Origin of the sequence: Sodalinema sp., from assembly GCF_046483825.1 — a bacterium.
Lineage (GTDB): Bacteria > Cyanobacteriota > Cyanobacteriia > Cyanobacteriales > Geitlerinemataceae > Sodalinema.
The window spans coordinates 18691-31544 of sequence record NZ_JAWOCL010000058.1; the positions used below are offsets into that span (position 1 = coordinate 18691).

Annotated in this window: 9 protein-coding genes and 1 pseudogene; 7 read left to right on the forward strand and 3 right to left on the reverse strand. The window is 52.7% G+C overall.

Features of this window, described 5'->3' with window-relative positions:
• The first annotated feature begins 194 nt into the window (after window positions 1-194).
• From R6U67_RS03740 to rsmG, 3 genes are all read left to right on the forward strand, one after another.
• Window positions 195-2756, forward strand: coding sequence for a sugar phosphate nucleotidyltransferase (locus tag R6U67_RS03740; protein ID WP_410251311.1), 2562 nt, complete (start codon window positions 195-197; stop codon window positions 2754-2756).
• Between the two features lie 137 nt (window positions 2757-2893).
• The gene (locus R6U67_RS03745) at window positions 2894-3355 is read left to right on the forward strand and encodes a single-stranded DNA-binding protein (protein ID WP_410251312.1); all 462 of its coding nucleotides are present in this window, start codon (window positions 2894-2896) and stop codon (window positions 3353-3355) included.
• A 6-nt stretch (window positions 3356-3361) separates the two neighbouring features.
• Window positions 3362-4072, forward strand: coding sequence for a 16S rRNA (guanine(527)-N(7))-methyltransferase RsmG (gene rsmG / locus R6U67_RS03750; protein ID WP_410251313.1), 711 nt, complete (start codon window positions 3362-3364; stop codon window positions 4070-4072).
• A gap of 108 nt (window positions 4073-4180) precedes the next feature.
• Here the strand turns inward: rsmG and R6U67_RS03755 are convergent, their stop codons facing one another.
• Window positions 4181-4390: a hypothetical protein gene (locus R6U67_RS03755; protein ID WP_410251314.1), complete on the reverse strand. Its 210-nt coding sequence runs from the start codon at window positions 4388-4390 to the stop codon at window positions 4181-4183.
• A gap of 274 nt (window positions 4391-4664) precedes the next feature.
• Here R6U67_RS03755 and pds point away from each other — a divergent pair, with 274 nt between their 5' ends.
• Both pds and crtB read left to right on the forward strand, forming a co-directional pair.
• Window positions 4665-6113 carry a 15-cis-phytoene desaturase gene (gene pds, locus R6U67_RS03760; protein ID WP_410251315.1) on the forward strand — a complete coding sequence of 483 codons (1449 nt, stop codon included), beginning with the start codon at window positions 4665-4667 and terminating at the stop codon, window positions 6111-6113.
• On the forward strand, window positions 6097-7023 hold the full coding sequence (gene crtB, locus R6U67_RS03765) for a 15-cis-phytoene synthase CrtB (protein ID WP_410251316.1): 927 nt from the start codon (window positions 6097-6099) through the stop codon (window positions 7021-7023). The genes pds and crtB overlap by 17 nt, the downstream gene beginning before the upstream one ends.
• A gap of 45 nt (window positions 7024-7068) precedes the next feature.
• On the opposite strand, the gene R6U67_RS03770 is transcribed toward crtB, so the two are convergent.
• Window positions 7069-9411 carry an ATP-dependent helicase gene (locus R6U67_RS03770; protein ID WP_410251317.1) on the reverse strand — a complete coding sequence of 781 codons (2343 nt, stop codon included), beginning with the start codon at window positions 9409-9411 and terminating at the stop codon, window positions 7069-7071.
• 89 nt (window positions 9412-9500) lie between these two features.
• On the opposite strand from R6U67_RS03770, the gene pip reads away from it, so the two are divergent.
• Window positions 9501-10451 (forward strand): prolyl aminopeptidase, encoded by a 951-nt coding sequence (gene pip, locus R6U67_RS03775; protein WP_410251318.1) that lies wholly within the window; start codon window positions 9501-9503, stop codon window positions 10449-10451.
• A 346-nt stretch (window positions 10452-10797) separates the two neighbouring features.
• Here the strand turns inward: pip and R6U67_RS03780 are convergent, their stop codons facing one another.
• Window positions 10798-12321: a DGQHR domain-containing protein gene (locus tag R6U67_RS03780; RefSeq protein ID WP_410251319.1), complete on the reverse strand. Its 1524-nt coding sequence runs from the start codon at window positions 12319-12321 to the stop codon at window positions 10798-10800.
• Window positions 12322-12475: 154 nt separating this feature from the next.
• Between R6U67_RS03780 and R6U67_RS03785 the strand changes: the two are divergent.
• Window positions 12476-12854, forward strand: a pseudogene (locus R6U67_RS03785) (DNA phosphorothioation system sulfurtransferase DndC); the annotation flags it as partial.

The following is a 12854-nucleotide window of genomic DNA, read 5'->3' on the forward strand; positions in this document are numbered from 1 at the left end:
TCCCTTTAAACGGCTGAATACCCACTTTGATATCCCAACTTGATCACTCAGTTTGACGTTCTTAAGGCAGATCCCACCCACTCGGTTAGTTAGAGTATGGCTAATCAGGGGGGACCGTTGAGTGACCATTCCTCAGGACTGCCCAGAAACTGTATGATTTGGATAAAAACGTAATTTAATAATAAGGAGTGCTTATGCGAGCAGTGTTAATGGCCGGAGGATCAGGAACACGCCTACGTCCCCTGACTTGTGACCTTCCCAAGCCGATGGTGCCAATCCTAAATCGCCCCATCGCCGAGCATATCCTCAATCTTCTCACCCGTCACGACATTACAGAAGTTATTGCAACGGTTCATTATCTCCCCGATGTGATGCGGGATTATTTCCAGGATGGGAAAGATTTTGGCGTTCAGATGACCTATGCGGTTGAAGAAGAACAACCCCTGGGAACCGCTGGCTGTGTCAAGAACGTTGAAGACTTGCTCGATGATACCTTTGTGGTCATCAGCGGTGATGCGATCACTGACTTTGATCTCAAAGAGGCGATCGCCTTCCACCGGGAAAAAGGCTCTAAAGCCACCCTGGTTCTCAAACACGTCCCCAACCCCATCGAGTTTGGGGTGGTGATTACCGATGAACAGCAGCGGATTGTCCGCTTCCTAGAGAAACCCTCGGCTTCTGAGATTTTCTCCGATACCGTCAACACGGGGACTTACATCTTAGAACCCGAAGTTCTCCAGTATCTGCCTCAAAACCAAGAATGTGACTTCTCCAAAGACTTATTTCCGACGCTTTTAGATAAAGGAGAACCCCTTTATGGGTACATCGCCGAGGCCTATTGGTGTGATGTGGGCCATCTCGAAGCCTATCGTGAGGCTCAGTATGATGCTTTGAACCGTAAAGTTCAGATGACCTATCCCTATGAAGAACGCGAATCCGGGGTTTGGGTTGGACAAAACTCGTTCATCGACGACAGTGTCAAGATTAAGGCGCCGGTTCTGATTGGCGAAAATTGCCGCATTGGTCCTCGTACCAATATCGAACCGGGAACTGTCATTGGGGATAACGTCACCATTGGCGCTGATGCGGATCTCAAACGGCCGATCATTTGGAATGGTGCCATTATTGGCGATGAAGTGCATTTAAGGGCCTGTACGATTTGTCGGGGGACTCGGGTCGATCGCCGGGCGCATATCCTAGAAGGGGCCGTGGTGGGACCGTTATCCACTATTGGGGAAGAAGCTCAGATTAGCCCCGGAGTGCGCATTTGGCCGAGCAAGAAGGTCGAGTCGGGGGCAATTTTGAATATGAACTTGATTTGGGGACAAACGGCGCGGCGGAATCTCTTTGGACAACGAGGGGTCAGTGGTTTAGCCAATATCGATATCACCCCGGAATTTGCGGTTAAGTTGGGGGCCGCCTATGGGTCGAGCCTCAAGCAAGGGGAACAGGTGGTGGTGTCGCGAGATCAGCGCAGTATTTCGCGTATGGTATCGCGATCGCTGATTGCGGGCATTATGTCCGTTGGGGTGAATGTGCAGAACTTACAGGCGACGGCGATTCCTCTGTCGCGATCGTTTGCTCGCGCCTCCCGCAATGGGATGACCTCTCGGCCAACTATCGCCGGTGGGATTCATGTTCGCATTCACCCGGATCGCTCGGATTCGATTCTGATTGAGTTTTTTGATGCCAATGGCATTAATATCACCAAGTCGAAAGAGAAGAAAATTGAGGGCGCTTATTTTAAGGAGGATCTCAGACGGGCGCAAATTGCCGAAATTGGCGATATGACCTATCCGAGTCAGGTGTTGGAGATGTACAGCACGGGCTTTGAGAAATTGCTCAATGTTGAGGCGATTCGCCACAGCAACAGTAAAATCGTCATTGACTACGCTTATGCGGTGTCGGGGGCGATTCTACCGATGTTGTTGGCGAAGTTTGGTAGTGATGCGGTGGTCCTCAATGCGAGTCTCAATCAGATGGCCCTGGCGAATGAAGAACGGGAGACTTTGTTGACGCAGTTGGGCCAGGTGGTGGAAGCCTTGCGGGCGAATTTTGGCGCTCAGGTGTCGGCGAATGGGGAGCAGTTTATTCTCGTGGATGAGTCGGGACTGCCGATTCGGGCTGAACAACTGACGGCGTTTATGGTCAATATGATCTTGACGGCTCATCCTCGGGGAACGGTGGTGGTTCCGGTGCATACCTCGAGTGCGGTTGAACAGATTGCTCGTCGTCATGATGGTCAGGTGATTCGCACTAAGGCGAATCCGACGGCGTTGATGGAGGCCTGTCATACGAATCCCAATGTGGTCTTGGGGGGAAGTGGGGAAATGGGCTTTATTTTCCCGCAGTTACACCCCGGTTTTGATGCGATGTTCTCGATCGCGAAGTTGATTGAGATGGAAACCCTGCAAGGGCGATCGCTCGGACAGATTCGCGCGGAACTCCCCCGTGTGTATCACCGCTGTCAGACGATTCGTTGTCCTTGGACGGCGAAAGGGGCGCTGATGCGCCATATGGTGGAAACTCATTCGGCCGATCGCATTGAGTTAACGGATGGGGTGAAAGTTTGTGAACCCCAGTCGGATAACTGGGTGTTGGTGTTACCGGATGCGGGTGAGCCTGTGGTGCATATTTTTGCGAACGGGGACGATCGCGATTGGGTTGATCAGATTCTCTTGGATTATCGCAGTCGCATTCAGAAGTTTGTTGAACAGCAACAGGGGGGACAAAACTTACCCCTTGATGAGATTTAGCTGCTTCTGGCCGTCGGCAAACTGAGGTAAGCTAGTAGGCTGAGGACAACCACGACCCCAGTCTTGGGTTAGCGGTTCCTCGCCTCGCTGCCTTGGGTCGCTCTCGGGATGTCCGCAATTTTGAAGAGTTTAGTGTAATGAATACCTGTATTTTGATGGCGGAGATTGTCCAAGATCCGCAACTGCGATATACGAGTGATAATCAAACGGCGATTACGGAGTTGCTGGTGCAGATTGATCCTCTGCGGGATGGTGATCCTCCTGAGACGCTGAAGGTGGTGGCCTGGCGTAGGCTGGCTGAGGCGGTTCAAGAGAATTTCCATTGCGGCGATCGCGTGGTGATTGAGGGACGTTTGGGAATGGTTGTGTTTGATCGCCCTGAGGGGTTCCGGGAGAAACGGGCGGAGGTGACGGCGCAACGGATTCATATTCTCGATCGCGCGGCGGCGGGTTCGTCTGGAATGGCCCCGGCGCCGACGGCGGCGGTTCCTGCGCCAACTCCGGTGACGCCAATGAATGCACCGGCGAATCCACCGATGAATCCAGCGGCTCCGGCCCCCTCGCCTGATGAACCGTTGTCGGATGATATCCCGTTTTAGGTCTTAATGCTTGAGTTTAATCTCGTTGATGATGATACAACCTCCTCTCTGCCCGTTTCGGGGTGGGAGAGGGGGTTAGAGGGGGTTGTGACTCCTGAGATTATGGCCCAGTTTCAACGCTTTTATGAGGCGGTGGTGCAAGGAAATCGTCAGGTGAATCTCACCCGTATTCTGGAGCCGCTGGATTTTTGGGAGAAACATCTCTGGGATTCGTTGCGGGGGGTGGCGCCGTTTCTACGGGGTGAGTTCTCGTTACCGCCTCAGCCTCGGGTGGTGGATATTGGCTCTGGTGGCGGTTTTCCGGGGATTCCTTTGGCGATCGCCCGCCCCGATTGGTCGTTCACGCTCGTGGATTCGACTCAGAAGAAGGTACGCTTTCTTCAGGCGGCGATCGCCCATTTGGGATTGTCTCAGACGGAGGCGATCGCGGGCCGCGCTGAGACGCTGGGGGCGTTACGTCCCTATCGCGGGAGTTATGATGTCGGACTGTTGCGAGCCGTCGCCTCTCCCTCGGTTTGTCTGCGCTATGTTCAGCCCTGGTTGAAACCCGGCGGCTGGGTGGTGCTGTATCGCGGCCAATGGCGCGATGAGGAACAGCAGGATTTACAGCAGGGATTATCAGGGTTTGAGTTGGTCACGATTGATGGGTTTGTGACTCCTGAAACCCAAGCGACTCGCCATGCTGTGATTTTACGACGCCGCGACAGCGACGGCTAATGGCCCGTTGATGATCAATGACTGGCGATTTAAAATTGACAGTTACTCATCAACAGCGAAAAAGACTAAACCCCTCTCCAGTAAGTCGTTTTAGCTTATGTTTTAGTCCTATCTGATATGACTAAAACTTTGAGACTGCGGATGTTGTGGGGCGGGGTGGACTCGGTTGAGCTTGATTGAGTCTTGCTGAACTTGGGCGATGTCCTGTTTCATCTCTAACCAGGCTCGCAGACATTCTTGCTCCCAGAGGCGACAGGTTTCATTCAGGTGCTTCTGGGAGTTAGGAGCGGTGCGGGTGATGGGGGTGGAGGTAACCATAGTGACCAGATTCTGTCCGAGAGGTGGCGATCCGAGATCCGTAGATCTACTTATGTATAGCTTCACTCGGGACTTGGCTAAATCCGGATAGCTGACTCGGCTCACCCCTAAATTTTGATCAATCTTGCTGTTCAATCCAGTTCGCAGGGGGTTCGGTGGAACCCTTTTCAGGATTTTTTGCTCTCGGTGTCGCTTTTTCCGTGATTTGTAACGGATTGCAACATATAATGAGAATCGGGCAAATTGTTAAGTTACGGAGAGGTTAGTAACGTTAATGCGAGTTGCGATCGCCGGAGCCGGTTTAGCAGGACTATCTTGTGCCAAATATCTCGTCGATCGGGGTCATACCCCCATCGTCTTAGAGCGCCGCGATGTCCTCGGGGGCAAAATCGCCGCCTGGAAGGACGAAGATGGGGATTGGTATGAGACGGGGCTACATATCTTTTTCGGGGCCTACCCCAATATGTTGCAACTGTTTAAAGAACTTGAGATTGAAGATCGTCTTCAGTGGAAAGAACACACGATGATCTTCAATCAACCGGAAACTCCGGGAACTTACTCACGCTTCGATTTTCCAGATCTCCCGGCTCCAGTGAATGGTCTGGTGGCCATTCTGCGTAACAACGATATGTTGACCTGGGGCGAGAAAATTCGCTTTGGGATTGGCTTACTGCCGGCGATCGTGCAAGGACAGCGCTATGTCGAGGAGATGGACCAGTATTCCTTCTCAGAATGGTTAAAGCGTCAAAACGTCCCTGAACGGGTTGAAAAAGAAGTCTTTATTGCCATGTCCAAAGCGTTGAATTTCATCAATCCCGATGAAATTTCAGCGACCATTATTTTGACAGCATTGAATCGTTTTTTACAGGAGAAAAACGGTTCAAAAATGGCATTTCTCGATGGTTCTCCCACAGAACGGCTATGTGAGCCATTAGTCGAGTATATTGAAGCACGCGGGGGCCAGGTGCGGCTGAATGCGCCCCTAAAACAGATTCAACTCAAAGACGACGGAAGCGTCGAGAACTTCCTGATTCGGGGCTTAAATGGGGCTGCTGATGAGGTGCTAGACGCGGATATTTATGTCTCAGCGATGCCCGTTGACCCCTTGAAGCTACTACTTCCGGACCCCTGGCGAGGCTTGGATTACTTCAAGCAACTCGATGGACTTGAGGGGGTTCCGGTGATTAACCTACATCTGTGGTTCGATCGCAAACTCACCGACATTGATCATCTGTTGTTCTCCCGTTCGGACCTGTTAAGCGTGTATGCTGACATGAGCAATACCTGTCGGGAGTATGCCGATCGAGATCAATCCATGTTGGAGTTGGTGTTGGCCCCGGCCGAGGACTGGATTGGTAAATCCGACGAGGAAATTGTGGCCGCCACCTTAGCGGAGTTGGAACAACTGTTCCCTCAACATTTTGGGGGTGAGTCTCCGGCGACCCTGTTGAAGTCTCATGTGGTGAAGACGCCCCGCTCAGTGTATAAGGCGACCCCCGGTCGTCAGCAACATCGCCCCGTGCAACGGACTCCTGTTGAGAACTTTTATTTGGCTGGGGATTTCACCCTGCAACAGTATCTCGGGAGTATGGAAGGTGCTGTGCTTTCTGGTAAGCTGACAGCGCAGGCGATCGATACCGATCTCCAAACCCACGGTTCCACTCTGGAAACTTCTGCCCAATCTTTGACTGTCGAGCCTGCGACGAATGCTGCAACTGCCTAAATCCCCGCCCAAGGTCACCATGCGCCTGTCACTTGAGGAGGCTTACGAGGAATGCCGTCAAATCACCGCCAAGTATTCCAAAACGTTCTATTTGGGAACGCGGTTGATGTCCGAAGCCAAACGCCGCGCCATCTGGGCAATTTATGTCTGGTGTCGCCGAACTGATGAGCTGGTTGATGGCCCCGACGCGAAGCAAACGACCCCAGAAACCCTCGATCAGTGGGAGGCCCGTTTAGAAGCGATTTTTGCGGGGAATCCGCAGGATGAGTTGGATTTGACGTTGACGGATACCCTACAACGATTTCCTCTGGACATTCAGCCGTTCCGGGACATGATAGAGGGCCAGCGGATGGACCTCTATCGCAGTCGTTATGAGACCTTCGAGGAGCTGAAACTCTACTGTTACCGAGTGGCGGGAACGGTGGGCCTGATGTCAGAATCCGTGATGGGCATTAACCGCACCGCGTCAACGGCGCCCTGGGCTGATGGCCCCTATCATCCGACTCAGGAGGCGATCGCCCTGGGGATTGCGAATCAGTTGACGAATATCTTGCGGGATGTGGGGGAAGATGCCCGACGGGGGCGGATTTATCTCCCCTTAGAGGATTTGGCTCTGTTTGACTATACGGAACGGGATTTATTAGAAGGGGTCACGGATGAGCGTTGGCAAGCTCTAATGCAGTTCCAAATTCAACGGGCTCGTAAGTATTATCTGGAGGCGGAACAGGGGATTAGTGACCTGAGTCCTGATGCTCGTCTCCCAGTTTGGGCGGCGACGATTCTCTACAGCAATATTCTGACGGAGATTGAGCGCAATCACTATAACGTGTTTGAGCAGCGGGCTTATGTTCCAGGTTGGCGCAAGGCCCTCTGTTTGCCGGTGGCTTGGTTACGCGCCCAGGCCCTTTAGGAACGAACTCTGTTCCCTGTTCCGGTGTTCCCTATTCCCTATTCCCTATTGCCCATAATACTCTTCCCAAAGCGCGTTAAAGGGAGGGGACGCGGGGAAGGGCTGGGGATTTTGCAGGTTATTCCAGGTAAATGGAGCATTCTTGGCGGCTGATAGCCAGAGGAATCGTTTGGCGCGAGTCATGGCGACATAGAAGAGACGATAGTCTTCGGCTTTTTTAAGTTGTTCAGCGAGTTGCCAGTAGTCGTCGTAGCTTTGGCAGTTTTGTGAGGGTTCGTTGTCTGGTTCGTTGTCTGCGGCGTCTCGATTCCAGAGATGTTGACGGATTTGTCCTCGGGCGACTTCGTCGAGGGTGAAGTGGCCGAGAAACTGCATTTGGGGCTTGACGTAGAGTTCTCCGGGGATGTTGTTTTCTTGTAGGAAGGGGAGAAAGACGCAATCCCAGTCTAGGCCTTTGGCTTTGTGCATGGTCAAGATGGTGAGTTGTCCGGGTTGGGTGTATTTGGATTCGGAGGCGTCTGTTTCGACGCGATCGAAGCGTTCGCTGTTGACGAGTCGGGTCAGGTTATCGAGGATTTCTTCGAGGGAGAGGCGATCGCTGGTTTGTTGCAGGAGTCGTTCGTTGAGTTTGTCGGCGGTGGCGAGTTCACTGGCGTTGTAGTTGAGGGTGAGGGCCAGAAAGCCGATGAGATGGGTTTGGGGCAGTTCTAATCGCGCTTGGAGAAGACAACGGCACAGGTGACGGGCTTGGCGAACCTCTGGGGGTTGGGGGGCTTCGAGAATGGTGGGATAGAGGAATTGTTCGGGGATGCTGGCGAGGCGATCGAGGTCTTGGCGGGGGATGAGTTGATGGTCGACGAGGACTTCTAGGGCGGCTTTGACGGCTTCACGGGAATGGGGACGATGGAGGAATTGCAGGAGGTTCAACATCTCTAGGGGAATGCCCGAGAGTCGTTCTTCGGCTTCGACGTTGTAGATGTTGAGGTGATTGTGATATTGGTCGAGTTCGCTGGCGACGAAATTGCCTTGTTTCTTCTGACGGACGAGGACGGCGGCACTGGCTTGGGGATATTGCTCGAAGAGGTCGCTGACTTTTTGCCCGAGGCGATCGACGCTCTCGCTGATATCCTGGGGACGATGGAGTTCGAGTCCTCCGGCGATGGGGTCGGGGTTGGCGTTCGGTTGGGGGTCGTCGGCGGTGACGGGTTCAATCATCTGCACTTGGAAGGGGGGCGGAGATTTGATGGCTGGGGAGGGCGGTTGGGTTTGACGGTCTCGGGAGGAGGGGACCGAGGCGGGTTTGACCCACTGTTGGTTAATCCAGTTGAGGGTGAAGTTGGCGGCTTCGATGAGGATGGGGCTACTGCGTCCGGCCCGTTGTATGGTGGTGCGTTGGTGATGTTGGGCGCAATGGCGGCAAAAGCGGCGGAAGTAGATGGGATCGGCGGGGGTGAAGGTGGAGTTGATGGCTTGGTTGGGGTCGCCGACTCGGATTAGGTTGGCGGTTCCGTCGGGATTTTGCGCGAGGGTGTCGAGGAGTTGTTGCTGTAGGGGGGAGGAGTCTTGGGCTTCGTCTTCAAAGACGGCAAAGGTTTCTCGTTGCCAGAGGTCTCGGATGTTGGGGTCTTGGAGAACTTTGAGGGCGGCGATGATGGCGTCGTCGTAGTCGATGAGTTGCTGCGATCGCATTTGTTCTTGATAGAGTCGATAGAGGCCGGCGGCGATATTGAGGATGGCATAGGGGTCGCCCTGGAGTTGGCCGAGGCGATGCAAGTCGTCGGGGGAGAGTCCTGAGGATTTGGCTTCTTGGATGACGGTATGGGCCAGGTTGGGCAGAACGTCGGTTCTGAGTACGGATTGGCGACGCAGTCGTTCGGCGTCTTCTCCGTCAAATTCCAGGCCAGCAATGAGCTGTTGATAGGCTTGGGGATGGTTTGTAATCCACTGTTCGACGCAGATCCGGATGAGGCGGTGGGTTTGGTTGGCTTCTACGAGGCTTTGTTGGTCGAGATCGAGTTGAGCGAGATCCGGGTGGCGGCCGGCGATTTTGAAGGCTAAGCCATGGATGGTTTGGACGGAAAAGCCCCATTTGGGAAGTTTGAGGAGTTCTAGGTTTTGGCGAATTTTGGCTTTGATGTTGGCGGCGGCGGAGCGGGTAAAGGTGACGATGATGAGTTGATGACGCGGATGCAGTCGTTGTCGGGCGATGGTGAGGGCGGCGGCGATGGCCATTCCGGTGGATTTTCCGGAACCGGGAACGGCGGAGACGGCGAGAAGCCCCCCTTGCCAGTCTCCCATTTCTTGTTGTCCGGGACGCAGGCTGTTGCGGAGTTGTTGGATGAGTTGGGGGCGATCGACAGAAGAAGGTTTAGATTCAGTTGAGGTCATAGCAATTGGCTCGAAATTGGGGGAAAATAGGCTATCAGCAGTTATTTGCAGTCTATCGTTTTCCCAATTAAACCCGTCCTTTAGGATTTATGCGCAATCTTTATCCCCCCATTCGCCCCTACACTACAGGGACGTTACAGGTGTCTGACCTGCATACTCTTTATTATGAGGAGTCTGGAAATCCTCAGGGGAAACCGGCGGTGTTCCTCCATGGGGGTCCCGGTGGCGGTTGTATTCCTATGTACCGCCAGTTTTTTAATCCCCAGGAGTGGCGTTTGATTTTGTTTGATCAACGCGGCTGTGGCCGCAGTACTCCCCATGCGGAGTTACGGGAGAATACGACTTGGGATTTGGTGGCAGATATTGAACGGTTACGGACTCATCTCGGGATTGAGCGTTGGTTGGTGTTTGGGGGAAGTTGGGGCAGTACGCTGTCTCTGGCCTATGCCGAAACTCACCCAGAACGCTGTACGGGGTTGATTTTACGGGGGATTTTTATGTTGCGTCCTCTGGAGTTACGCTGGTTTTATCAGGAGGGAGCTAGTTATATTTTCCCGGAGGCTTGGCAGGAGTATCTTAAACCCATTCCTGAAGAAGAACGGGGGGATTTGATGGCGGCGTATTATCGCCGTTTAACCAGTGAGAATCGTCAGCTGCGGCTTGAGGCGGCTCGGGCCTGGGCGATTTGGGAGGGAAGTACGAGTAAGTTATTCCCTGATCCTGATGTGCGATCGAAGTTTGGCCGTGAGGGGTTCGCCGAGGCGTTTGCCCGGATTGAATGTCACTATTTTGTGAATGGGGGCTTTTTTGAGCGGGAGAATCAGTTACTTGAGGATGTGCAGCGGATTCGTCAGATTCCGACGGTGATTGTTCAGGGTCGTTATGATGTGGTCTGTCCGCTGCGATCGGCTTGGGAGTTACATCAGGCGTTTCCTGAGTCGGAGTTGATTGTGATTCCCGATGCGGGTCATTCGGTTAGTGAACCGGGGATTCGCTCGGCGTTGCTGGATGCGACGGATCGTTTTCTAGTTCTCCGTTGATCGAGGGAATGGAGGGGGTTGGGACTAACCCTGAGGCTTGACGAAAACATCAACCCTCAGGGAAAAATAAAAGTGCGCAGCTTAGATGTTTGGCTTTGCGCCGGCCGCACCGGGCCGGCGAAGCCTCATCCTTCTACCCAGAAATTCGGTGCATCCTGGAACTAGAAGTTTCAGACTTGGTTGTTTGATGCTTCTAGTATAACCGTGTTTCAGGATGACTGTCAACCCTTGAAACAAAAAAATAAAGCTGTTCAGGGGATTCTGAAATGGGACTACGGGTAGTTTCGGCACTCCATCAAACCCAGCTGGGCAAATTGCCGGCATTTCTGGAGTTTTCCCTGGGAATTCACGATTCAATCATCTTCGGCATTCCCACTTCCCGAGGGGTCACAAACTTACCGTCAAAACTGACGGCGCGATTCTCGAAGGTACGAGCCTTGGCTAAGTCTAGCCGTAAATCAGCAACCTCTTGATTTTCTTGCATTCCTCCCAACAGATAGATTAATAGTTTCTTGGCGAGGTCTTTGCCTGAGATGCGAATTCGGCGTTTATTAGGGTCATACAAGACGCCGTACCACAAAGATTGAGGAAGTTCCATGAACTGAAATCCACCTTCGTCGTCGAATTTCTGGAGACGCTTTAAGGCTTCGACTACGGAGAGATGACGTTGAAAGATGACAATTCCCAAGGCTTGTGCTAAGGCGACTTGTCCAACGGGACGAAAGAGAAGATTTCCCTCGCCTCCACCAGATTCAAAGCTAAATCGTCTCAGATAAAGGGTTTCAACTCCAATTTCCATGCGTTTGTAACTCGGAAGCGTCCCTAAGCCATCCCAGAGACGCATTAATTCAGAGAGTCCTTCGGCTAAGTCGTCGGCGGTGGGACGTGGGGGAATGGTTCCGGGGTATTCGGCTAACCAATGGGGGAAGCGAGGACTTAAGTAGCCAACGGTCATGTCTCGCAAGGCCTGTAGGGTGGTGAGGACTTGGGATTTGGCGGAGACGCTGACTCCATCCCAGTTGATGCGGGGGGGATGGCTGTCGTCATTGCGGAGAAGGGGATGGGTGACGGCGATTTGGCGGCTGATAATGGCAAATCCGTCATCTTCGTCTAATAGGGTGACTTGACCTTTGCTGAGTTTGACGGCCATGAGGTTGACATGGACGAAAATGGACCGGATACGCTGTCTGGCTTCTTCTCGGGTTTCTCCGGTTAAGACGGCGGGGATTAGTTCAATTCCCACGGTGTCATTGGCTAAGGCCTGCATGGCGTCTGGGGTGGTGTTGTTGGCGGCGGCGAGGCGTTCGAGGTTGAGGGGGGTTCCGCTTTTGTTGTTGCTGCGGCTTAGGGGTTGCAGGGTCCCGGTTTGCAGCAGGGTCATTAATCCTTGGATTCCCATGAGACGGTGTTGTCCGTCTAAGGCGAAGATGGAGATGGAGGGGGAGAGGTTGAGGAGGGCAAGTTGTGGGATATTATCTAGGGGGGTTAGGTCTGCGGCGGCTTGTTTGGCCCGTCCGTCGTCTCCCCATTGGCTGGCTTGGGGGTTGTCTACCCAGTCGGGACTGATGACGGCGAGGAGGGGTGGGAATTTGCGATCGCGCCGTCCGGCAAGATATTCTGTCAGAGGGGCCTGTCGTGACCAGTTGAGGGGACGTTGGTAGAGGGTATCAATGGTTTCGGCGTTGATGGAGATGTTGGCGGTTTTGGGGTCTCGCTGCTGTTGGAACAGGGGGAGTTCTGCGGCGAAGCCAACTCGTTCGGCGACCCAGGCGAGGCTGACTGACCCGAGATAGGCTTCGGTGTTTCCCATCTGGGTTTTCTGCACAAGTAGCGTATCTGGGTTATTCTGGTTGAGGGATGAGGTGTTCAAAGTAGAGTTGCTTGGTATTGCAGGAATCATTAGACAGTCTAAGATATTTGAATTGTCTATTTTCTGGGTCTGTTTATTTCAAGTTAATCAATTCATCTAGAAAAGAACATAAGTGTGAATGCTACCTTTCATTGATAACTGATTCTATTTTAACATGAATACACGAGACACATTGAACCTCAATGTAGAAGATTCTAAAAATTCAATTGAGGTACTTTTAGAAAAAGTAAACAGCTTAACTTCTGAGATACAAGAGCTTTATTGTGCTGATGATATCCCCTGGGTTGTTGGCTACTCAGGTGGAAAAGATAGCACCGCCGTGCTGCAATTAATTTGGAAAGCCTTAGAGTCACTGCCAGAAGAAAAACGGGTGAAAAAGCTTTATGTGATTACGACAGATACAATGGTGGAAAATCCGATTGTATCTCAGTGGGTTAATCACTCTGTAGAATCCATAAAAAAAGTAGCCCGTCAGAAGAATATCAACATCGAGCCTCATATACTTCACCCAGCTATTGACAGTACTTTTTGGG